Annotated in this window: 21 protein-coding genes and 1 other RNA gene; 19 read left to right on the top strand and 3 right to left on the bottom strand. The window is 40.6% G+C overall.

Going from position 1 to position 23,773, the window contains the following annotated elements; all coding sequences use genetic code 11:
• Positions 1–16 precede the first annotated feature (16 nt).
• Positions 17–925, bottom strand: a complete 909-nt coding sequence (locus tag ACW0TQ_RS14065) for an alpha/beta fold hydrolase (RefSeq protein WP_341173215.1) — start codon at positions 923–925, stop codon at positions 17–19.
• 225 nt (positions 926–1,150) lie between these two features.
• On the opposite strand from ACW0TQ_RS14065, the gene secG reads away from it, so the two are divergent.
• The 5 genes from secG (at position 1,151) to ssrA (ending at position 5,759) form a co-directional block, all read left to right on the top strand.
• Positions 1,151–1,387, top strand: coding sequence for a preprotein translocase subunit SecG (secG, locus tag ACW0TQ_RS14060; protein WP_374705727.1), 237 nt, complete (start codon positions 1,151–1,153; stop codon positions 1,385–1,387).
• A gap of 149 nt (positions 1,388–1,536) precedes the next feature.
• On the top strand, positions 1,537–2,283 hold the full coding sequence (locus ACW0TQ_RS14055) for an alpha/beta hydrolase (protein ID WP_193063393.1): 747 nt from the start codon (positions 1,537–1,539) through the stop codon (positions 2,281–2,283).
• A 41-nt stretch (positions 2,284–2,324) separates the two neighbouring features.
• On the top strand, positions 2,325–4,592 hold the full coding sequence (rnr, locus tag ACW0TQ_RS14050) for a ribonuclease R (protein ID WP_455725788.1): 2,268 nt from the start codon (positions 2,325–2,327) through the stop codon (positions 4,590–4,592).
• Positions 4,593–4,775: 183 nt separating this feature from the next.
• Positions 4,776–5,243, top strand: coding sequence for an SsrA-binding protein SmpB (gene smpB / locus ACW0TQ_RS14045; protein ID WP_040978930.1), 468 nt, complete (start codon positions 4,776–4,778; stop codon positions 5,241–5,243).
• Positions 5,244–5,395: 152 nt separating this feature from the next.
• Positions 5,396–5,759: a transfer-messenger RNA gene (gene ssrA, locus ACW0TQ_RS14040) on the top strand.
• Between the two features lie 284 nt (positions 5,760–6,043).
• Here the strand turns inward: ssrA and ACW0TQ_RS14035 are convergent.
• A complete protein-coding gene (locus tag ACW0TQ_RS14035; protein WP_455725800.1) occupies positions 6,044–7,357 on the bottom strand; it encodes an LLM class flavin-dependent oxidoreductase in 1,314 nt (437 codons plus the stop codon).
• A gap of 226 nt (positions 7,358–7,583) precedes the next feature.
• Positions 7,584–8,513: a hypothetical protein gene (locus ACW0TQ_RS14030; RefSeq protein WP_455725787.1), complete on the bottom strand. Its 930-nt coding sequence runs from the start codon at positions 8,511–8,513 to the stop codon at positions 7,584–7,586.
• Between the two features lie 299 nt (positions 8,514–8,812).
• Between ACW0TQ_RS14030 and ACW0TQ_RS14025 the strand changes: the two genes are divergently transcribed.
• From ACW0TQ_RS14025 to ACW0TQ_RS13960, 14 genes are all read left to right on the top strand, one after another.
• Positions 8,813–9,466, top strand: coding sequence for a GntR family transcriptional regulator (locus ACW0TQ_RS14025; protein WP_042530443.1), 654 nt, complete (start codon positions 8,813–8,815; stop codon positions 9,464–9,466).
• Between the two features lie 307 nt (positions 9,467–9,773).
• A complete protein-coding gene (locus ACW0TQ_RS14020) occupies positions 9,774–10,892 on the top strand; it encodes a zinc-binding dehydrogenase (protein WP_339179163.1) in 1,119 nt (372 codons plus the stop codon).
• Between the two features lie 100 nt (positions 10,893–10,992).
• A complete protein-coding gene (ahlS, locus tag ACW0TQ_RS14015; protein ID WP_193063509.1) occupies positions 10,993–11,826 on the top strand; it encodes an AhlS family quorum-quenching N-acyl homoserine lactonase in 834 nt (277 codons plus the stop codon).
• Between the two features lie 87 nt (positions 11,827–11,913).
• Positions 11,914–13,359 carry an aldehyde dehydrogenase family protein gene (locus ACW0TQ_RS14010; protein ID WP_332094377.1) on the top strand — a complete coding sequence of 482 codons (1,446 nt, stop codon included), beginning with the start codon at positions 11,914–11,916 and terminating at the stop codon, positions 13,357–13,359.
• A 96-nt stretch (positions 13,360–13,455) separates the two neighbouring features.
• Entirely contained in the window at positions 13,456–14,580 is a 1,125-nt protein-coding gene (locus ACW0TQ_RS14005) for a zinc-dependent alcohol dehydrogenase family protein (RefSeq protein WP_042530449.1), read from the top strand.
• Between the two features lie 395 nt (positions 14,581–14,975).
• Positions 14,976–15,827, top strand: coding sequence for an HpcH/HpaI aldolase/citrate lyase family protein (locus ACW0TQ_RS14000; RefSeq protein WP_052484925.1), 852 nt, complete (start codon positions 14,976–14,978; stop codon positions 15,825–15,827).
• A gap of 33 nt (positions 15,828–15,860) precedes the next feature.
• On the top strand, positions 15,861–17,012 hold the full coding sequence (locus ACW0TQ_RS13995) for a CaiB/BaiF CoA transferase family protein (RefSeq protein WP_339179156.1): 1,152 nt from the start codon (positions 15,861–15,863) through the stop codon (positions 17,010–17,012).
• A gap of 18 nt (positions 17,013–17,030) precedes the next feature.
• A complete protein-coding gene (locus ACW0TQ_RS13990) occupies positions 17,031–17,558 on the top strand; it encodes a MaoC family dehydratase (RefSeq protein WP_193063515.1) in 528 nt (175 codons plus the stop codon).
• A 65-nt stretch (positions 17,559–17,623) separates the two neighbouring features.
• Positions 17,624–18,823, top strand: coding sequence for an acyl-CoA dehydrogenase family protein (locus tag ACW0TQ_RS13985; protein ID WP_368901349.1), 1,200 nt, complete (start codon positions 17,624–17,626; stop codon positions 18,821–18,823).
• Between the two features lie 53 nt (positions 18,824–18,876).
• Positions 18,877–20,226, top strand: a complete 1,350-nt coding sequence (locus ACW0TQ_RS13980) for an MmgE/PrpD family protein (protein WP_455725786.1) — start codon at positions 18,877–18,879, stop codon at positions 20,224–20,226.
• Positions 20,227–20,291: 65 nt separating this feature from the next.
• Positions 20,292–21,134 carry a fumarate hydratase gene (locus ACW0TQ_RS13975; RefSeq protein WP_084612860.1) on the top strand — a complete coding sequence of 281 codons (843 nt, stop codon included), beginning with the start codon at positions 20,292–20,294 and terminating at the stop codon, positions 21,132–21,134.
• A gap of 28 nt (positions 21,135–21,162) precedes the next feature.
• On the top strand, positions 21,163–21,726 hold the full coding sequence (locus tag ACW0TQ_RS13970; RefSeq protein WP_256704967.1) for a Fe-S-containing hydro-lyase: 564 nt from the start codon (positions 21,163–21,165) through the stop codon (positions 21,724–21,726).
• Positions 21,727–21,809: 83 nt separating this feature from the next.
• Complete coding sequence (locus ACW0TQ_RS13965; RefSeq protein WP_042530463.1) at positions 21,810–22,196, top strand: VOC family protein; 387 nt, start codon at positions 21,810–21,812, stop codon at positions 22,194–22,196.
• Positions 22,197–22,746: 550 nt separating this feature from the next.
• Entirely contained in the window at positions 22,747–23,772 is a 1,026-nt protein-coding gene (locus ACW0TQ_RS13960; protein WP_042530465.1) for a TAXI family TRAP transporter solute-binding subunit, read from the top strand.
• The last annotated feature ends 1 nt before the right edge of the window (position 23,773 follow it).

Genomic DNA, 23,773 nt, shown 5'->3' with positions numbered 1-23,773 from the left:
AAATCAATATAATCCGTTATTTTTTACCAGCATTCTTCAGCCAATCTCCGATAAACGCATATACTTCCTCCCGGCAGGTATCATTTAATAATTCATGCTTTCCACCCTCGTAAACCTGAACGACAATATTCTCCAGGCCATTTTTTTGAAAGAGAGAAGCTGTTTTCCATACTCCCTTTCCATATTGACCAATAGGATCCTCGTCACCGCTGATAAGGAGAAGCGGAAGATTTTTACGTATGTTTTGATTGAGACTTTGCTTTCTGGTCTGATAGATACCTTCCAATAAATCATAGAAGAAACGGGCTGTCGGAATAAAGCCGGTATAGGAGTCTGCTTCATAAGCGTCTGCATATGCTTTTTCTCTTGTAAGCCATTCGTGTTTGTAATGCTTATCCTGTTTCATACTGTTCCCTAAAACGAGCTGATTCATGAGAGGAGAAGGTTTCCTTGACGGCAGGAGGGATGCTGCTGTTTTTCCTGCGGTGGCAAGAAGTCTGGAATAATGTCCTGTACCGGTTAATATTAATCCATCCATTTCATTACTATAATGCTGAATGAAATTCCGCATTAAAAAAGAACCCATGCTATGCCCCAAGAAGTAATAGGGAAGATGAGGAAAAGCTTTTTTTCCATATTGCATGATTTCATACAAATCTGTCACGACGCGCTGAAAACCATTTTTCTCTGTAAAGTAGCCTTGTATTCCTAAATCACCTGTTTTCCCATGTCCGCGATGGTCATTGCCGATCACGATGTAACCTAAAGAAGTGCAGCAGGAAGCGAAATCATGATAGCGTTCAATATGTTCCACCATGCCGTGGGCAATCTGCAGGATGCCAACAGGTCTTCTTTCCGGAAGCCATTGTTTGATATAGATGCGGGTTCCGTCAGACACTGTCAGCCAATCTGTTTTCATCTCCATGTTTTCTTCCCCCTTGGTATCATTAATCACGATGCTTTTTTATTTACGCGGGACTGCTACATTCATTATACGTTGAAGACGGGTTGTTGGACAAATTCAAATAAGGGATGAATCACGAGGGGTGTATAGTAAAGAAGTATTTCACAAATCAATCTTGCACAACAAATTCAAAGTATGATAAAGTATAAGATAGGGATTGTCGGAACATAGGAGGAGTATGAAAACATGTTGTTAACTGTGGTTAATGTGATATTAGTAATTGACGTTATCGTGATGATTGCACTTGTCTTATTGCAGTCTGGAAAAAGCGCTGGTCTTTCAGGAGCGATTTCCGGCGGTGCAGAGCAGTTATTTGGAAAACAGAAAGCACGCGGAATTGATTTGGTGCTTCATCGTATGACAATTGTTACAGCGGTGCTGTTCTTTTTATTAGCTTTCTTGGCAGCGTACGTATTACAATAAATGATATTCCTTATCACAGTAGTGTGGTAAGGTTTTTTTATTTTCGCTTTTCATAATACAGGGTATACTAGAAATGAATTGGGAAAAATGATTTCCCACAATTTAACGGACAGTTTTATTTTTCAAGAAGATGAAAGGAATGGATGATTGTGAAAATAAAGTTACCACAGCCGTTTACATTTGAAGCAGGAGAACGTGCTGTATTATTACTGCATGGATTTACCGGACACTCTGCAGATGTCCGCATGCTTGGGCGTTTTCTAGAAAAGAAAGGCTACACAAGCCATGCGCCGATTTATCGCGGACATGGACTGCCGCCGGAGGAATTGATCAAAAGTAATCCGGATCAATGGTGGGCAGATGTGAAAGCTGCTTTTAACCATCTGAAGGAACTTGGATATCAGGAAATTGCAGTTGCCGGTCTGTCTCTTGGAGGCGTATTAGGTTTAAAACTTGCCTATTCGGAGAAAATTAAAGGTATGGTATCCATGTGTGCTCCAATGTTTTTTGATAATGAGGAAGAACTGACCAAAGGATTCCGGGAATTCTCTAAAGAGTTTAAACAGCTGGAACAAAAGGACGAAGCGGTTATAAAAGAAGAAGTTGATACGATTATGGATAATTCCAAGAACCTCTTTATCGGTGTCAGGGACACAGTGAAGGAAGTAAAATCAAATATTGATATGATTTACACACCTACCTTAGTCGTACAGGCTGAAAAAGATCAAATGATTAATACAGACAGTGCGAATTATATTTATGACAATGTCGAATCCACACAAAAAGAAATCAAATGGTATGCTAATTCAGGCCACGTGATTACAATGGATAAAGAAAAAGATCAGCTTCACGAAGATATTTATGCGTTTTTAGAGAGCCTGGATTGGGAAGTATAAAGTAGAAAGATGGAAAGATAAACAGAAAGAAGGTGAACGTTATGAAAGAACGCATTTTAGATTATATTAAAGAGAACAGCACGAAACCCTTGTCTGTCCAAGAATTAGAAGAGGCGCTGGCTTTAGAAAACGCAGAGGCGTTTAAGGAGCTGGTTGTCGCTTTAAATGAACTGGAATTAGAGGGAGACCTTGTCCGTACCAGAAAAAATCGATTTGGACTGCCGGATAAAATGAATTTGGTCAAAGGAACTCTCCAAATGCATGCCAAGGGCTTTGCTTTTCTGATTCCGGAAGATGAAGACCAAACAGATGTGTATATCCATGCAAATGATATGGGCTCTGCCATGAATAAGGATAAAGTGCTCGTCCGCCTGGAAAAAAAGGATACGGAGGACACGCGCCCAGAAGGAAAGGTTATTCGTATTCTGGAACGTGCAGTCGTCACCGTAGTCGGTACATTTGAAGATAATCGTTCCTTTGGATTTGTTATCGCGGATGACAAGCGGATTCCAAATGATATTTTTATTTCTAAAGGACATACCCATGGAGCGATTGACGGTCATAAAGTACTCGCCCGCATTACCAAATATCCGGAGGGAAGAAAAAGTGCAGAAGGAGAAATTATCCAGATTCTTGGTCATAAAAATGATCCGGGAATTGATATTCTCTCCATTATTTATAAGCATGGAATCCCGATTGATTTTCCAGAAGAAGTTATCGAACAGGCAAATAAAGTTCCTGAAGAAATTGACCCAGATGATATCCAAGGGAGAAAGGATCTGCGTGATGAGGTCGTCGTTACGATTGACGGCGCAGATGCCAAGGACTTAGATGATGCGGTAAGCGTCAAACGTCTTGAGAATGGAAATTACCAGCTTGGAGTCTATATTGCTGATGTCAGTCATTATGTGGAAGAAGGTACGCCACTGGATAAGGAAGCCTTTGAGCGGGGAACAAGTGTTTATTTAGTTGACCGTGTGATTCCGATGATTCCTCACCGCTTATCAAATGGGATATGCTCGCTTAATCCCCAGGTGGACAGACTGACACTTGGCTGTCAGATGGAAATCAATACGAGCGGACAAGTCGTTAACCATGAAATTTTCCAAAGTGTGATTAATTCAAATGAACGAATGACTTATTCGGATGTGAACAAGATTTTAGTCGACAAGGACGAAGAGCTGCGCCAAAAATATGAGCCGCTTGTTCCAATGTTTGAGAATATGGAAGAGCTGGCAGCTATTTTACGCGGGAAACGCTTTGGACGCGGCGCCATTGACTTTGATTTTAAAGAAGCAAAGGTGCTTGTCGATGAAAAAGGCCATCCAACCGATGTGTTTATTCGTGAGCGCTCTGTCGGAGAAAAATTAATTGAAGAATTTATGCTGGCAGCGAATGAAACAATTGCAGAGCATTTCCATTGGATGGATGTCCCATTTATCCACCGTATCCATGAGGAGCCGGATGAAGGGAAGCTGGAGAAATTCTATGAATTCTTAGCTGGTCTGGGCATTTCTGTCAAAGGAACGGCTAACGAGGTTCATCCGCAGCAGCTGCAAAAGGTATTAGAATCAATTAAAGATGACCCTGAGGAAATGATTGTATCTAAATTAATGCTGCGTTCGATGCAGCAGGCAAAATATTCTCCGCAAAGTGTGGGTCACTTTGGCCTGGCAACGGATTTTTATACCCATTTCACGTCGCCAATCCGTCGTTACCCAGATTTGATTGTGCACCGGTTAATCCGCACTTATTTGATTGAGAAGAAAATCGATAAGAAAACGATGATGCACTGGAAGGACAGAATGCCGGAAATCGCCCGTCATACTTCTGAAATGGAACGCCGGGCAGTCGATGCAGAGCGTGATACCGATAATATGAAGAAAGCAGAATTTATGAAAGATAAAATCGGCGAAGAATTTACTGGTATTATCAGCTCGGTAACGAATTTTGGCATGTTTGTGGAACTGGAAAATACGGTAGAAGGACTGGTTCATGTCAGCTATTTGACAGATGATTATTATCATTATGATGAACGCAGTCAGGCGATGATCGGCGAGCGGACGGCCAAAGTATTCCGCGTCGGCGATGAGGTCGATATTAAAGTGGCTGATGTAAACTTAGAAGAATACACGGTCGACTTCGAATTGACATCCTTAGGTTCTCCGCGCCGGAAGGAAAGAAAGCAGAAGCCCGCAGGAAGAGTTATCCAATCTCCTGGAAAGAACAACGAAAAATCCAAAAGCAAGCCAAAAGGCAAAGGCAAAGCAAAACCCAAAAACAAGAAAAAGAATAAACCGAAACGATAGAATCTCTTTCAGGAGATTTTATCGTTTTTTTCGCACAGCGATAGAAACGTTTTAATTATGTGAAAGCTTTGAGATAAGGCGTATTTTTTGGTAAACTATAATGAGGATTCATTCATGGAGAAATGAATTTCTTTTTGAGTGAATAAGAACTTTTCAAAGTTCGATGGAAGAGGATGATTTCAAATGCCAAAAGGAAATGGAAAAACCATTGCACAAAATAAAAAAGCTTCCCACGATTATTTTATTGAAGAAACCTACGAGGCAGGCATTGTCCTGCAGGGGACAGAAATCAAGTCTATTCGGAATGGCAGAGTAAATATTAAGGACGCCCATGCGCGAATCGACAGAAAAGGGGAAGTGCAATTAGTGAACCTGCATATTGCCGAATATGAGCAGGGGAACCGGTATAATCACGACCCGACCCGTTCAAGAAAGCTGCTGCTTCATCGGAAGGAAATTGATAAATTAATCGGCTTAACCCAGCAGCAGGGCTATGCATTAGTTCCATTAAAGATTTATATTAAAAATGGCTATGCAAAAGTATTAATTGGTCTTGGAAGAGGGAAAAAGAAATACGACAAGCGTGAAGACCTGAAACGTAAACAAATGAAACGGGATGTGGACAGGGCCATTAAAGATCATATGCGGTAATCCGGAGCATACTTGACAATTAGGTATGGTTTGTTATAATGAAAGGTACCCTATTCGTGGTATGCTGTGAAGAAAACAGCTGCTATCAGGATAGCAGGGTACAGTTGAATAATTTAAGTTTGCTTAATTATTCCCTGTGTTTTTTATGATACGGGGACGTTACGGATTCGACAGGGATAGATTGAGCTCAAGTTGCACGTCGAGGTTACGGCTCGTAAAACGTTACGCCTAAATATAACTGGCAAAGAAAACAATCAACCTGTTTTAGCAGCTGCGTAAGTAGCCTAAAACGATCCTTCCTGCCATCGCCCGTGTGGCAGATTGAAGGGTCTCAAATGAAGCGGGCTATACTGCTATCCACCGTCTGAGGATGGGCAGAAGAACTGAATCAGACTAGCTCCATGGAAGCCTGTTGGCAGGCCGACATGTGAGCGAATGATAATATACCAACTAAGCGTGTAGATACTTGAGTGGCGATATCTCTGGACGAGGGTTCGACTCCCTCCGTCTCCATTTTAGTTTTATCGACTAGTTTCATGAAGTGTCAAAATCCTTGATAATAGGGTTTTGGCACTTTTTATTTTAATAATAAACAGTGAGCATGCTGAATTCTATCCACAGTCATTTTCTTTAAATTGCCCTCTATGAGCGTGAAGTATATAAAGGGGAAGACAAGCACAGTGTATCTGCCTATATCTTCCTCTTTATTCCAATTTATTTATAAATCTGTTTTGCTTCTTCATTTATTAAACGCGTAAAAAAGCAGTGTTACAAATGAAGCATCGAATATAAATCTACCCTTATATGGAAATATCTGTCATAGAACAGTGTCTTGGAATACGTAGTCCAAGATTTTCACGCAATGTATTTGCTTCATAGTTCTTTCGAAAAAGGCCCCGTTCCTGCAGAATAGGCACAACCGCATCAATAAAGTCTCCCAGATAACTTGGCAAATTAGCAATAATGATAAATCCATCAGTCGCACGTGATTCAAACCATTCTTCCATCAGGTCCGCTACTTTTTCAGGCGTTCCCATAAAAAGCGGCCGAGGTGTTGCTTCACGTAAAGCTACTTCACGCAGCGTAAGGCTTTCCTCGATTGCCTCCCGCTTGATTCGGTCTGTATCACTTCTAAAACTGTTCTTCCCTAGATCTCCGACATCAGGGAAGAGTTCGTCTAGCGGATATGTTGAAAAATCATGAAATTCAAACAGTCTGCTTAGAAATGCCAGTGCCTGGTCTATCTCTACTAAACGAGCGAGTTCTTGATATTTTGCCTCAGCTTCCTTATCTGTTTTGCCAATAATAGGTGAGATTCCTTGCATGACAAACACATCTTCTGGATTTCTTCCATATTGTTCGACGCGCTGTTTCAAATCATGGTAATAGTTTTGAGCTTTTGTTATAGATGGGATGATTGCAAATACGGTATCCGCTTTTTTCGCTGCTAAATCCTTCCCATCAGCAGAAGAGCCTGCCTGAAAAATCACTGGTTCACCTTGTCTAGAGCGGCCGATATTCAACGGCCCTTTAACCGAGAAAAACTCTCCAGCATGGTTTAATTCATGCATTTTTTCCTTATACATAAATATTCCTGTTTCTTTATCCCTTATAAATGCGTCATCTTCCCAGCTTTTCCATAACCCTTGCATCACATCGATATATTCTGATGCCTTTCTATAACGCGCCGCATGATCAGGATGATCTTTTACCTCTTGGCTAAAATTCAAGGCTGTTTTTTCAAGGCCTGATGTGACCACATTCCAGCCCGCTCTGCCACCGCTGATCATATCCAGAGAGGCAAACTGGCGTGCTGCTGAAAAAGGCTCGCTATAGGTTGTTGATAATGTGCCAACCAATCCAATATGTGAGGTAACAGCTGCCAGCGCAGATAAAATCGTAAGCGGCTCGAAACGATTCAAATAATGTGGATTAGAATGCTCATTAATGTGTAACGCATCCGCAATAAAAACAAAATCAAATTTACCTTCTTCAGCCTTTTGCGCCTGTTCTATATAAAATTTAAGGCTGACACTTGCATCTGACGGTAGCTCAGGATGTCTCCAATCAGACATTTTTTCTCCTACACCATGAATCATCGTCCCCATTTTCATTTGTCGTTGCACTTATCTTCTCCCCTTCCATTTATTTGTGACGTGATTCACAAATAAATACGAATTTATTGATATAAGCGTAAATTGATTAAAACTACTGTCCTGGCAGTTGAGTATAGATAGGATTACGCTTTATTATACAATAAAAAAATCAAAGGGAGAAGTATTTGCAGAATGACTTGATAAAGCTGGCTAACCAGCCTTGTCAAGTTATTCCATGCAAGTCTCAAATCGTATTATGAAGCGCAGTATCCTTCTTTTGCTGCCGTTTTTTCTTTTTACGCCATCCTCTAATCATGGCAAATACGGAAAATAAATAAAAGCCGATAAAAAAAGTATATAAATTCAAAAAGGCAGGCCAGATTTCGTTGGCACTTTTCGTAGCGATAAAGGTATCATCTGCGTTATTATTACGATAAATCAGTGGAATGCTTTCGCCCAAATCATATTTATTATATGTCGTACCGGTGACTGCTTTTTTGGTTATGTAATCGTTCCCTTCTTGATCTTGAAAATGAAGGAATAGCTCATATGTTGTGTAAGAAGCACCTCTTTGTGATCGTGTTTCATTATAGTCTCCGCCTAAAACAGTCGCTGTTACTTCTGTTTGATTCCATGGATTTATTTTATGAAAAATATTTGTTGTTATTAGTGCAATGAGAATTAACCCTGTCAGAAGATAGAGCCCTAAAAGCGTTAAAAGGCTTGTCATAAATATTTTTTGCACGATGTTTTTATAGGCCAGCTTATTTTTAATAAATGTTGTATTTTTCAGTAAGCCAGCACCAAAGATGAACACAACTAGATATAAAGCAATAAGAATCGGAATCCCTAATAGTTTTTCAAACTGAATGTCTTTTTCTGTTACAAAGGTATCTTTGTTTTTCATGTATCCAGAAATCGTATCTCCTGCTTCAATCGATTCAAATTGCTCTTTAGATACGGTGCTTGGCCGATCTGAATTGGAGACAAGGATTTCATAACGCGGGTATAAATACAATCCTTTTTTGCTGTATTTTAATTCAATCGTTTCTTCCACTGGTTCATCTTTAATAGTGCTGCTGAAATGGATATACAGCCATGTAAAACCGATTGTTATGAAAAGAAATGTGATCAAAACAAAAATACTTTTAGAATTAGTTGGTATTTCGCCCATATCTCCGCCTCTCTTTCTGTAACTATAATAATCTACTAATCATAACATAAATTTCCTTGGTATTTGGGAAAGTGTGGGAACTTTTCGTTGAGTATTATTGGAGATTAAGATGCTCTGTTAAGATTTTCTGATATGTACGAGAACGAAGATTTCACAGTGGAAAACTTAATCGTTGTTTCATTTCTTTTATTTAATTTTAGTTTAGTAAATTTTTAAAAAAGTAAAATCTTTTATTTAGATTCTTCATTTGCTATAATATGTGGATACAATATTCAAAATGGAGAATAGGAGATAAGCTTATGCCTGATCATATAAATTTAGAAATCGGTGATAGAGAAATGCTGCATAATCGTGTATGCAGTGTGTTACGGCAAGCAATCCTTAAAGGAGACTTTAAACCGGGAGAACGTTTGGTGCAAACCGAGCTTGCTTCACTTATTGGGGTAAGTCGTATGCCAATTAGAGAGGCGCTTCGAACATTAGAGCTGGAGGGACTTATTACCATGGAGCCGCATAAGGGAGCGGTCGTCCGGGAGATAAAGAAAGCGGATATTCAAGAGATATATGAATTACGCTCCGTTCTAGAAGCGTTGGCATTAAAGAAAAGTATGGAGCATTTTACCCAAGCAGATCTCAAAACCTTATCGGAATTTCATCAATCGATGCTGAATACTGCATCCAATGAAGCCTATGTCGAAAATAATGCGAAATTTCATAAAGTGTTGATCAGCCGTTGTGACAGCTCCCGCTTAGTAAGCTTTATTGATACCATTTCCATGGGCTTTGCATTGGATACGCCGCAAATCATTCCCGGTCAAATTCAAAAATCAAATAAAGAACATGCGACGATTTTAGAAGCAATTGAAAACGGAGATGCTGAAAAGGCTTCGGACGCACTTGCAAAGCACATTCAACGGACTGGGGAAGAGCTGCTTGCTATATTGGAGAAATAAAATAACAACATTTATAAAAGCATGAAATCAGAGCCATTAATAGATTCAAAGAGTGGAGAATATCAGAGAGGATAAACTTCACTTTTTTTGTATTCAAAGAGAATCGTTTGCCATAGAGTAAAATAAAAACAAAAAATTCAAAAGATAGTTTACAAATCAAATAATATATCATAGAATTTAATTGTATCCAAAGTTACAATATCCAAAAAGTTTTGTTGTTTGTAAATGAAAGCGCTTCAAAAATGGAATACCTGTTTTATTAGCAGTTATGAAGTAAATTCATCTATTACAAAGGAGGATATGAATAATGGGACAGGAATCGGAGGAGCAATACGGAAGAGTAGCTGTGATGGAAGAGCCGGAAAAGTTAAGCTATAAGGAATATAAGCTTCCAAAGGTAGAGAAAGGAGCGGTTTTATTAAAGGTACGGCGGTCCAATATCTGTGGTTCTGAATTGCATATATGGAAAGGGCTGCATCCGACGAAGAAACGGGGCGTGCTCGGGCATGAAATGGTTGGGGAAGTATATGCGCTTGGAGAAGGCGTGGAAACGGATTATGCAGGCAGTCCCGTAAAAATAGGTGACCGTATTGTTTCCGCCTATTATATTACGTGTCTAAAATGCGCTGCCTGCCGGGAGGGACACTTTCATTTATGTGAGCATGCCTATGATTTCTGGAATATGCAGCCAGAGGCAATGCCGCATTTCCATGGTACATTCGCGTCCCATTATTATATTCATCCGAATCAGTATTTTTATAAAGTCCCTGACGATGTATCCGATGCCGCAGCTGCAAGTGCCAACTGTGCCTTATCGCAGGTTTATTTTGGCTTAGATAAGTCTGGTATTTCCTTTAATCAATCGATTGTCATTCAAGGGGCTGGAGGACTTGGTTTAAATGCGGCAGCTGTTGCAAAAGAACGGGGAGCAACGGTGATTGTGATAGATGGAGTAGAGAGCAGATTACAGCAGGCAAAGAAATTTGGAGCGGATTATACAATAAATATAAATGACTATGAGACGGTGGAAGACCGAACGAATGCTATTTTAGATTTAACCAATGGAATAGGAGCTGATGTTGCTTTAGAAGTCGCCGGCGTTCCTGCCGCCTTTGCAGAAGGTATCCACTTTATCAGACCAGGAGGTAAATATGTCACGATTGGAAATATAACACCTGGAAAGCTGGTCGAGTTTGATCCAGGTCTGCTAACCAGAAAATCGATTCAGATTATCCCTGTTGTCAGGTATAACCCTTGGTATTTAAGTAAGGCTCTGCTATTTCTTTCACAGACAAAGGATATATATCCTTTTGATGAATTGCTGGATGCCGCGTTTACATTAGAAGATATTAAAACAGCATTGGATAAATCGGCAGCAAGAGAGGTAACGAGAGGAACCATTATTATGGGTGGTGATAGCGGCTAAATATAAATGTACTGCTGGGTTATGCGTCTGGATTTTGGTTTTAACAGTCAACAGAATCAGGTGAGAAATAAAAATCTATTTAACACATGGAGGGTGACTTATGAGTAAACCAAAGTTATTTGTTTTGGACACAGGCACCATGAAAATGGATAAAAATTATATGATTGCCATGCACAATCCGGCAAGCGTGGATAATCCCAGTCCGCCAGCCGAGTTTGTGGAATTTCCAGTATATGCAGTGTTAATTGATCATCCGGAAGGTAAAATCCTGTTTGACACGGGATGTAATCCGGACGGTATGGGAGAAGAGGGGCGCTGGCCGGAGGGCGTGCAAAAAATGTTTCCGTCCTTTCAGGATGAATCCTGCTATTTAATCAACCGGTTAGAACAATTGAACACCCGCCCGGAGGATATTAAATATGTAGTTGCTTCGCATTTACATTTAGACCATGCAGGGTGTTTGGAATTATTTACAAATGCAACCATTATCGTCCATGACACAGAGCTCTCGAAAACCATGAAGCAGTATGCGATGACCAAAGACATGGGAGCTTACATTTGGGCAGATATCAATGCCTGGATTACCAATGATTTAAAATGGAAAACGGTTATGCCGAATGAAGATGAACTGGAGCTGGCGAAAGGGGTTAAAATTCTGAACTTTGGTCCCGGACATGCATGGGGCTTGCTTGGCCTGCATGTAGAATTACCGGGTGAGGGAGGAATTATTTTAGCTTCCGATGCAGTCTATACCTCGGAAAGCTTTGGTCCTCCTGTAAAGCCGCCAGGAATTATTTATGATTCAGTCGGATATTTAAATGCGGTAGAAAAAATTAGAAAATATGCGGAAAGGACAAATTCTCAGGTCTGGTTTGGGCATGATGCCAAGCAATTTAGGGAGTTTGTAAAATCGACAGAAGGATTTTATGAGTAATCGATAATCAGAATAAACAGCCTTATGACCTGTATGCAGCAACGTCATGAGGCTTGTTTATGAAAGCATGGCAAGGAGGGGACGACGATGATTGATATCCATGAAAATATTACCGGGTCCATCATTAATGGAGAAGAAAGAAATGGAGAAAGAGAAGAACTGGCTGTAACCAATCCATATAATGGGGAGGTTATTGGAAAAATAGCATGTGCAACCACAGAGGATGTGCATGACGCCATTGATACTGCACAGCAGACTTTTGTTCAAATTATGAAGAAGATGCCGGCACATGAACGCTCTGCTATTTTGCGGAAAGCTGCTGACCGCTTGGAAGAACAAGAAGGAGCATTTGCTGATATATTGACGCTGGAGGCTGGGAAACCAATCAACGAAAGCCGCGGGGAGGTTATTCGGGCGATTCAAGTGCTGCGCTTTGCATCAGAAGGGGCAAAGTCGATTTATGGTGAACAGATTCCAATGGATAGTGCCATCGGCGGAGAACATCAAATCGGGATCACAAAGCGTGTACCGCTAGGGGTAGTTGCAGCAATTACTCCCTTTAACTTTCCATTAAATCTTGCGCTTCATAAGATTGCACCTGCCATAGCAGCCGGGAATACAGTCGTTCTTAAACCAGCAGAAAAAACACCGTTATCTTCGATGATGCTTTATCACGTATTGGAAGAGGCAGGGCTGCCGAAAGGGGCGTTGAATATTGTGATGGGGCCGGGACAGCAGCTTGTAGAACCGCTGGTAACCCATAAAGATGTAAAAAAAGTGACGTTTACGGGAAGCGGAGCAGTCGGCTGGAAAATTCACGAAATGGCGAAAAAGAAAAAAGTAACACTTGAATTAGGATCCAATGCTCCCAATATTATTTTTGAGGATGGGGATTTAGATATTGCTGTCCAATCCATCCTGCAAGGCGGTTATACCTTTGCCGGCCAGGCATGTGTTTCTGCACAGAGGGTGTATGTCCACGACAGTGTCTATCAGGCATTTACAGAAAAATTAGTTGCAGCAGCAGAAGCTCTAAAGCTTGGCGATCCACGTGAAGAGTCGACAGAATTAGGCCCGATGATTACAGAAGAAGCAGCAGAACGGGCACAGTCGTGGATAGAAGAAGCTGTGGCACAAGGCGCGGCATTATTAACCGGAGGACATCGAAAAGGAGCAGTTTTAGAGCCGACAATCATTGGAAGCACTACTCCCAATATGAAGGTCGTTTGCATGGAAGTCTTTGCTCCAATTGTAAGTGTCATTCCCTTTTCTACGGAAGAAGAAGTCGTTGCCTATGCAAATGATACAGATTTAGGGCTGCATGCCGGCGTATTTACACGTGATATCAACCGTGCCATGCGTATGGCGGATGCCATTGAAACAGGAGGAGTCTGGATTAATGAAGTATCCGTCAGGCGTTATGACCATATGCCATACGGAGGCATCAAAGATAGCGGGATTGGAAAAGAAGGAATTAAATATGCGATAGAAGACATGCTGGATACAAAATTTGTTGGTATAAAGCTCTATTGATTTTAGTATTTATGATTGGCTTATCAATACCCGCGGATGCATCGAACAACTATATAATGTTCTAATTTACAAAAATAGAATGAGGGGTAGATAATCATGAATGTGAAAACAGCAGTGTTACGAACCTCTGGAGCTGAAACACCCTATGCAGAAAGCAAACCAATTAAAATTGAAACGGTCGAATTAGATGCTCCAGAATTAGGAGAAGTATTGATTCAAATAAAAGCGGCCAGCCTTTGTCACTCTGATTTATCGGTTATTAACGGCAGCAGACCAAGACCATTGCCGATGGCGCTGGGGCATGAAGCGTCCGGTGTTGTTGTAGAAGCAGGAGAAGGGGTAACAGATTTAGAAGCAGGGGATCATATCGTCTGTGTCTTCGTCCCCAGCTGTGGCCACTGTATCCCTTGTAAGGAAGGCCGTCCGGCATTATGTGAACCTGGAGCGGAATCCAATACAGCAGGAACCTTGATTGGCGGAGGAATTCGCATGCACGAAAAGGAAGAAACCATCCATCATCATGTTGGCGTATCCGCTTTTGCCGAATATGCCGTCGTATCAAGAAATTCATTAATTAAAGTCCCTAAAGAGATTCCTTTTGAGAAACTAGCACTATTTGGTTGTGCTGTGATTACCGGCGTGGGTGCTGTTGTCAATACGGCTAATATTAAATTAGGGAGTACTGTTGCGATTATTGGTCTTGGAGGAATTGGATTAAGTGCTTTGCTGGGAGCAATCTCTGCAGGTGCGAGCAGAGTGGTTGCTGTAGATATCAATGAATCCAAATTAAAACAAGCGAAGGAGCTGGGTGCAACGGATACATTTAATTCGAAGGACCCTGATGTCATCGAACAGATCCGTGAAGCAACGAATGGTGGACTGGATTTTGCATTTGAAACTGCTGGAGCCGTTCCGGCGATGGAGGTGGCTTATGGAATAACAAAACGCGGCGGAACGACAGTTACAACAGGATTACCGCATCCGGACCATCATTTTTCCTTTCCGTATGTGAGTTTAACTGCAGAAGAAAAAAGTATTAAAGGATCCTATGTAGGAAGCTGTGTTCCAGATCGGGATATTCCGAATTATATTCGCTTATTTAATCAAGGGAGGCTGCCGGTTGATAAATTGCTTACTGATATTATTAAGCTGGAAGAGATAAATGAAGGATTTGATAAGCTGGCGAAAGGGGAGTCATCCAGAATTATTATTAAGATATAATGAAGTTTCCATAAAACGAAACTTCATTCAGTGGGAGTTTTTGTTCTTCTCCGTGGTAAAAAGGTTGTCATTAAAAAAATCTATTTAGTTTATCGCATATATCATGATAAAAGCAGGGACAGAAGCAGCGTTAAAGGATAGATGAACGAAAAAGTTTAACTCTGTTCTGTCCCGTATACATAATCAGACTTGAATTTCTTATTGCTGAAAATTACAGGTATGCTTGAATAAGAGAGTATAGGGAGTCGTTAACATAGACTTAAATTTTAAAAAAATCAAAAAATACATTTACAGAAAGCATTGTATATATTATTATTAAATTGTATCCAATATCCAATCTGGAAAATGCTTATTTATTAGTTTCCATGAAACATACGTGGAAAGGAGAGATTCTGATGTACAGATCTTGGCTATTTGTTCCGGGGAATCAAGAAAAAAATCTGAATAAAGTAAAGGATTTGCAGGCCGATGTGATTATTTATGATTTGGAAGATGCTGTACCAGTGAATGAAAAAGTAATAGCCAGACAAAAAGTGAAAGAAGCAATTTGTAAGATAAGTCACCAAGTGAATTTTGTACGTGTGAATGATTTAACTACACCCTATTTTATAGAAGACTTAGATGGAATTATCGCAGAGAATCTTTCTGGAATCGTTCTGCCTAAAGTGAATAATCAACACGATATTATCATCGCAGCTTATTTGCTTGGACAAATGGAGGAAAAGTATGGTTTAGAACAAGGCTCGCTTGCTATCGTACCATTAATTGAAACCGCTTCCGGAATTCAGAATGTCCAAGAAATCGTCTGTGCGAGTAATCGGATTTTATGTCTCTGTTTCGGAGCGGAGGATTTTATGCTTGACCTTCATATCGATGCAGGGGAAATGGGAGAAAATTTAATGTATGCCCGAACACAGCTGGTGATTGCTTCCAAAGCGGCGGGAAAAGAACCGCCGGTTGATTCTGTTTTTGTCGATTTTAAAGATGAAGCAGGATTAGAAAAGGAAACGGAACGTGCAAAGTGTGCTGGATTCCAAGGGAAGCTGCTTATTCATCCAAAACAAATTGCGCCTGTACATCATGCTTTTTCACCTACACGTGAGCAGGTGAAAGAAGCAGAAAAAATTATTGCTTTGTATGGAGAATCTTTAAAAAATGGAAAAGGTGCGCTTGAGATAGATGGAAAGATGATTGACGCTCCCGTGGTTGAACGGGCAAGAAAGGTACTATCACATGCTGACATGTAATGAACGAATGTTTTTGAAATGGGGGAGAAGGATATGTTGCCATTAGAAGGAATCACCGTTGTTGCTTTAGAGCAGGCAATCGCCGCTCCATTTGCTACGAGGCAATTGGCAGATTTAGGAGCGAGAGTCATTAAAATAGAAAGACCGGATGTCGGGGACTTTGCCAGGGGCTATGATTCTACGGTGAATGGAATGTCCAGCCATTTTGTTTGGTGCAACCGTTCAAAAGAGTCAATGGAGCTTGATTTGAAATCAGATGAAGGAAAAGAGATACTTGGCAGTTTAATAGAAAAAGCGGATGTATTGATTCAAAATTTAGCTCCTGGAGCAATTGAAAGAATGGGCTTTGCACCGGAAGAGTTAACTGCGAAGCATCCCGAATTGATTGTGTGCAGTATATCAGGATATGGAAAAGGCGGTACTTATGAGCAGAAGAAAGCATATGACCTCTTGGTTCAATGTGAGGCGGGACTTGTTTCAATAACTGGCAGTGAAGAAACACCGTCAAAAGCGGGGATTTCAATCGCGGATATTGCTGCTGGAATGTATGCCTATACGGGCGTTCTGACTGCTTTATTTAATCGGATGAAAACAGGAAAAGGAACTGTTATGGAGGTATCGATGCTTGAAGCACTTGGCGAGTGGATGGGCTATCCTGCTTATTATGCGGCATATGGCGGAAAAGAGCCTCAACGGTCCGGAGCCAGCCACGCAACGATTTATCCGTATGGACCATTTCTATGCGGAGATAACAAAACTGTATTTATCGGATTACAAAATGAAAGAGAATGGAAGCGCTTTTGCGAGTTTGTTTTAGAAGATTCCGCTTTAAGTGAAGACGCTAGATTTATTACAAATACGGATCGGTCAACAAACAAAGACGAATTAAAACAGATTATTGAAGCAAAGTTTGAAGCATTTACATCCGATCAAATTATTGAAAGGGTAGAAGAGGCCAAAATAGCCAATGCACGGTTAAATACGATGAAGGATTTCTTCGCGCATCCACAGCTGACAGCACGTAAGCGTTGGAAGCAGGTCCAGACACCGCAAGGAGAAATTGCTGCACTAAAACCGCCGGTGACTATGGCTGGAATAGATTATGTGATGAATCCGATACCAGACCTTGGCGAGCATACCGAAGCTATTTTAGAAGAGCTGGGATTGGCACAATCAAAAATATAATAAAATGGAGGAATAACAATGAGTATAAAGGAAGGCTGGAAAGGCAGATTTTATGAGGATTTTGAAGTAGGAGATATTTATTCGCATCCATTAGGAAGAACGGTAACAAAAACAGATAATATTTATATGACCTTATTGACACAGAATACAAACCCGATTCATTTTGATGATTATTATTCGGAGCAGACTGAATTTGGAAAACCGCTAGTCGATTCTACATTTACCATAGCTTTGGTAACAGGACAGTCTGTGACGGATCTCTCCCAGAATGCCATGGCAAACTTAGGCTGGGATGAAGTTCGTCTGCCTAATCCGGTGTTTGAGGGAGATACGATTTATTCCTATTCGGAAGTGCAGGATAAACGTGAATCGAAATCCCGGCCCAATGTTGGCATTGTCAATGTTAAAACAAGCGGTTATAACCAAAGGGGAGAAGTTGTGATTACATTTAAACGAACATTTATGATTTATAAAAAGGATTCTGCCCCGATAAGGGAGAATAAATTATTGGAACAGGTACTGGAAAAAGAACTGCAAAACAAATAGTAAGTATGGAGAAATAGAACAGCTGCGTTTCGATAGTGTGTAAAAGTATAAAGGAGATGTTCGGAATGATTGATGCAAAACAAACAGATAAGCCGATTCAATTGAATGAAACAGAACGACAAGAATTAAGAGAATCTGTACGTGAATTATGCGAATCTTTCGGAAACGCTTATTGGAGAAAATTAGATGTCCCTCATGAATACCCGCATGAATTTGTAGATGCCTTAACCAAAGAAGGCTATTTATCCGTATTGATTCCTCAGGAGTATGGCGGAAAAGGATATGGGATTGCTGAAGCAACCATTATTTTGGAAGAAATCCATCGGGCCGGCGGGCATGCAGCTGCTTGTCATGCGCAGATGTATACGATGGGAGCATTATTAAGACATGGAAGCCCGGATCAGAAGGAAAGATACTTGCCTGGGATTGCCAAAGGAGAACTTCGGTTACAGGCTTTTTCCATAACCGAGCCGGAAGCAGGATCGAATACGACCGGAATCAAAACCTTCGCTGAAAAAACAGAGGACGGCTACGTGATTACGGGCCATAAAAACTGGACCAGCCGTGTTTTACAATCTGATTTAATACTCGTATTAGCCAGAACAACGCCATTCGGGCAGGTAGATAAAAAATCAAATGGAATCAGCCTCTTTTTAGTCGATTTACGTGAAGTCAGAGAAAATCAGCCCGATTCCTTTGTCGTTGAACCTGTGCGTACCATGTTCAACTACGCCACCAATAAGGTATGGTATAAGGAGATGAAGGTTCCGCATGACTGTATTATCGGGGAAGAAGGAAAAGGTTTTAAATACGTACTTGACGGGATGAATGCAGAACGAATTCTGCTTGCTGCAGAAACGATTGGAGACGGTTACTTTTTCATTGATAAAGCGGTAGATTATGCAAACGAACGGGAAGTCTTTGACAGAAAAATCGGCCAGAATCAGGGTGTTCAATTTCCGATTGCACGTGCCTATGCATCTATTAAAGCAGCTGATCTCCTGCGTTATGAAGCTGCAGAAAAATTTGATTCCGGCGAAGTCTGCGGAGAAGAAGCCAATATGGCAAAGCTCTTGTCCAGTGAAGCAAGCTGGGAAGCAGCAAATGTTTGCATCAATACATTCGGAGGAAACGGTTTTGTTGATGAATATGATGTCGAGCGTAAATTCAGGGAGACGCGGATGTATCAGGTAGCCCCGGTGAACAATAATCTGATTCTCGCTTACCTTGGACAGCATGTGCTTGGAATGCCGAGGTCATATTAACCCCTTTTTTTGAATAGTAAGTGTGATAAATAAAAAAGTAGGAGGTTATTCCTGTGGGATTAAGCGAAAAACTTGCAGACTATATTATTGATACAGATTATGAGGATTTGCCAAAGGAAGTGGTTGAATTTACCAAGCTATGCATCATAGATTACTTTTCGTCTGCGATTGCAGGAGCAAGCCAATATCCCGTGCAAAAAATCGATGAATTGGTAAAAGAACTTGGAGGAACGCCTCAGGCTTCTTTAATAACAGGTGGAGAAACATCAGTAACGCATGCAGCATTATTGAACGGAGCGGCAAGTCACATCATGGAGCAGGACGATATTCATAAAGCCTCTATTATTCATGCAGCTACAGTTGTCATCCCGTCTGCATTAGCAGTAGCGGAATGGAAAAACCTTTCTGGCAAAGATGTTATTGAATCTATCGTGATCGGCTATGAAGTATGCTACCGGATCGGTGAAGCTGTCACTCCGTCTCATTACTATTATTGGCATAATACCGCAACGTGCGGGACATTTGGCGCAGCAGCGGCGGCAGCCAAATTACTGGGATTAGATAAAAAGCAAATTATTCATGCGCTTGGAAGTGCAGGAACACAGGCTGCCGGTTTATGGGAATTTATAGAGGATGGAGCGATGTCAAAGCAGCTGCATCCAGGAAAAGCTGCAATGAATGGTGTCATTAGTGCGCTTTTGGCAGAAAAAAACTTTACTGGAGCTAGTCAGATTTTAGAAGGCAAACGTGGTTTTTTTGAAGCGATGAGTGAGGTATATACCCTTTCAAACGTAACAGAGAGGCTGGGAGAGGAATTTAAAATCTTAGAAAATTCCTTTAAGGTCCATGCTTCCTGCAGGCACACACATCATGTGATGGATTTAATGATAGATTTGGCTAAAGAACGGCATATTCGTTTGGAGGATGTAGAGAGTATCCGTGTCAAAACATATCAGGTAGCCATCGATATTACAGATAATCCTGAACCAGATACGATATATGCTTCTAAATTCAGCATGCAATTCTGTACAGCTGTAAGTTTGCTGAAAGGCAAGGGAAGTGTTGATACGTTTAATGAAGACGCCCTTTGGGATGAAGTGATTCGTGCTCTGATGCAACGTATTGAGGTAAGCGTAGATGAGGATATTCAAAATCATTATCCTGAAAAATGGGGAGCTATCGCAGAAGTGAATTTAACCTCTGGAGAAAAGATTCAAAAGGAAATCGACTTTCCAAAAGGAGATCCGGAGAATAAATTATCTGTAGATGAGATTCTAGAGAAATTTCGGTCCCTGACAACGGATTTAACAGAGAACGAGCAGCATGTTCTATCCACTAACCTATTACAATTAGAGAATGCTGAATCGATAGAGCATCTATTTGAATTCGCAAAAGTGAAATAAATCCATTAAAAAGGACAGCGAAATGATGCGAAACCGGATTGAAAATAAAAAGGAGTGGCTTGCTCTTGAGACAAATTCATTACCAAGAGATTGTTGATCGTGTAAAAGAGCTCTGTCAGGAAGCGAATTATGATTTAGGGCAGGATGTTATCCAGGCGTTTGAGCAAGCAGTTCAAACAGAATCCTCAGATATAGGTAAAGGTGTGCTGACACAATTAATTGAAAATGCCAATATTGCCAGTGAAAATCGTGTTCCAATGTGTCAGGACACGGGCGTTTCCGTATTTATTGTAAAGCTTGGACAGGATTGTCATATTGCAGGCGGCAGCTTATATCAGGCAATTAATGAAGGGGTTAAACAAGGGTATGAAGAGGGGTACTTGCGGTATTCGATTGTGGATGACCCTTTAAGCAGAAAAAATACGGGAGACAATACACCTGCTGTGATTCATATTGAATTAACAGAAGGAGACAAATTAGAAATTCAAATGACTGCGAAAGGCGGCGGAGCAGAAAATATGAGTGCACTTAAAATGCTTACACCAAGTGATGGGCTGGAGGGAGTAAAAAACTTTATCCTGGATACGGTAAAGCATGCCGGGCCGAATGCTTGCCCGCCTTTAGTGGTAGGGATTGGCATCGGCGGAAATTTTGAAAGCTGTGCGTATCTGGCTAAAAAGTCTTTATTTAAACCAGTTGGAGAACGGCATAGGGAGAGAGAAATTGCTCAATTGGAAGAAGAATTAATTCAATCGATTAATGCATTAGGAATTGGACCTCAGGGGTTAGGCGGCAATACAACGACATTAGATGTAAAGATTGAAACAGCCCCCTGCCATATTGCTGCTTTGCCAGTCGCTGTTAATTTAAATTGTCATGCAAGCAGACATAAGCATTTGGTTATCTGATTCGTTATTTTTACTTAGGAGGGAGCGTATGGTTCCGAAAAAAATACGTGTGCCATTTCAAGATGAAACAATCATCCAATCACTGCAGGCCGGCGATCAGGTATTGCTGACCGGCACCATTTTTACTGCGAGAGATGCTGCACATAAACGGATGGCAGAGCAATTGGAGAAGGGAGAAAAACTTCCTGTAGATTTAACCAATCAGGTTATTTACTATGTTGGCCCGACTCCGGCACGAGAGGGAGAAGTTATTGGGGCGGCCGGACCGACAACTAGCAGCAGGATGGATAAGTATACACCATTTTTGCTTGAAAAAGGATTAAAAGGAATGGTTGGAAAGGGTTACCGCAGTCAGGAAGTGATAGATGCGATTTCTGCTAAACAGGCTGTTTACTTTGCCGCAATAGGCGGATCAGGAGCTTTATTAGCCAAGCGCATCCGAGCTGTTGAATTAGTAGCATATGAAGACTTAGGTACGGAAGCAATCCGGAAATTAGAAGTAGAAGATTTCCCTTGTATGGTTATTAATGATGCAGAGGGAAGGGATTGGTATAAGGAATCACAAGCTGCATTTAAAAGCAGTGCCGAATGATTTGGCGTTAGTCGGTTTAATTGGCCAGGAAATCTTTAGCTGCTCTTGAAGCATGTATTTAAATAGAAAAAAAGAAGGATGCAATGAAAATTTCTAAATTAGATCATTTAGTGCTGACTGTAAAGAATATGGATAAAACCTGTGCATTTTACAGCCAGGTTCTAGGAATGGAAGTTATTACATTTGGAGAGGGAAGAAAAGCACTGCGTTTTGGGGGACAGAAAATAAATCTGCATGAAGCTGGTAAAGAATTTGAACCAAAAGCAAAAACCCCTATGCCTGGCTCGGCTGATTTATGTTTTATCACCGATGTGCCGATTTCAGATGTGATAGAGCATTTGAAGAGTTATGAAGTGATAGTTGAAGAAGGTCCGGTAAAAAGAACAGGAGCTTTAGGAGCGATAACTTCTTCTTACATTCGAGATCCGGATAATAATTTAATAGAGATTTCGAATTATATAACCGAATGATTGAAATGGTCCATGAATTGATATGTAAAAGAAATTGATTTTAATTTCATGAAAGGATGAAGGCATATCAAACGGTGCTATAATAAGATTTTCAAGTTAAGTTAATAAAAACAAATAATTCTAAAAATAGTTTACAAAATAGTTATTATGCTCTACAATTAATTGTATCCAGTTCTACAATATCCCGAAAATATTTCCTATAATAATGTAAGCGCTTTATATCATCAATTCTATTTTAGGTATGAATAAAGGGGGAAGTTAATAGAATACCATTTGCATGATGAAGAATGTCGAAATGTTTGAAGAAATTAATCAAAAAGACCTATTACCTGCGGGCAGTTTTTTGAACATGCAGTTTAAGTAAAGGACGCCTTCTTAGAGACCGCCATCTGATCCTTAGATTTTCTAGAACTGGATTTCAAAGCGGAATAAAATTAAGTTGGAAAATTTATTTCGTAGTACCTTGGAGTTAGCTGATAATGAAGAAGTACGACAGCCAGATTTTTGAGTTTTTTTGACAGAATATTTAAAAATATAAGGGGGATTTCTTATGAAAGGTTTAAAAAAGCTATATCTATTCGCATTTATATTAGGACTTATATTTTTAGCGGCATGTGGGGATGAAGAAGCAAGTGGAGAAGATAATGGAGAGTTTGAAGAAAAAGATTATCCATCTACGGTAACTATTGGGACAGCTTCACAAGGCGGAACCTATTACATTTGGGGAGGCGGCTTAGCTACATTGCTGGAAAATCATCTGGATGTTACGTCAAATGTAGAAGTAACAGGCGGACCAGTACACAATATTCAACTTTTGGATGTGGACGATGTTCAACTTGGCATGGTTACAACCGGACCATTGTTTGAAGGATATTATAATGAGGGGGATTGGGCTGAAAAAGAATATGATGATATTCGTGTTATCTTCCCAATGTATGATACACCGTTCCATTGGTGGTCCAGCGCAGATTCTGACGTCACAAGCATTACAGAACATGAAGGAGAGCGGGTTGGTATAGGCCCTTCCGGCGGTACACCGGGCACATATAATCCATTGATTTATGATGCGCTTGGTATTGAAACAGGTGAACAGGTTGCAGCAGGAGCAAGTGATTTAGCATCTCAAATGCTTGACGGGCAGTTAGATCATATTGGTTTTTCAGCAGGAATGCCAATTGCTGCGGTAACAGAGGTAGAAACACAGATGGATATTAACATTTATGGTATCGATGGGGAAGAACGTGAAACAGTAAAAGAAGCACTGCCTTATTTCGAGGATTTTGTCATTCCGGCCGGTACGTATGATTCCTTGGATAGTGATGAGGAGACCATAGCTCAGTTTAATTTTGGTGTTGTTCAAAAAGATGCGAATGAGGAATTTGTCTATGATTTGGTGAAAGCATATCATGAGAATATTGATCAAATGATTTCTACCCACGCATCAGCTCAAGAATCTGAAGATCCGGAAACAATTCTGAGAAATGAAGAGTATCCGATGCATCCTGGAGCAATTCGCTATTATGAGGAGATTGGTATTGAACTTCCAGAAGCTGTTTATCCGCCCGAGTGGGAATAAA

The organism is Oceanobacillus sp. M60 (genome assembly GCF_053839645.1).
Note: the sequence above shows the minus strand (reverse complement) of the source record. Positions and strands in the feature narration are given on the sequence as shown.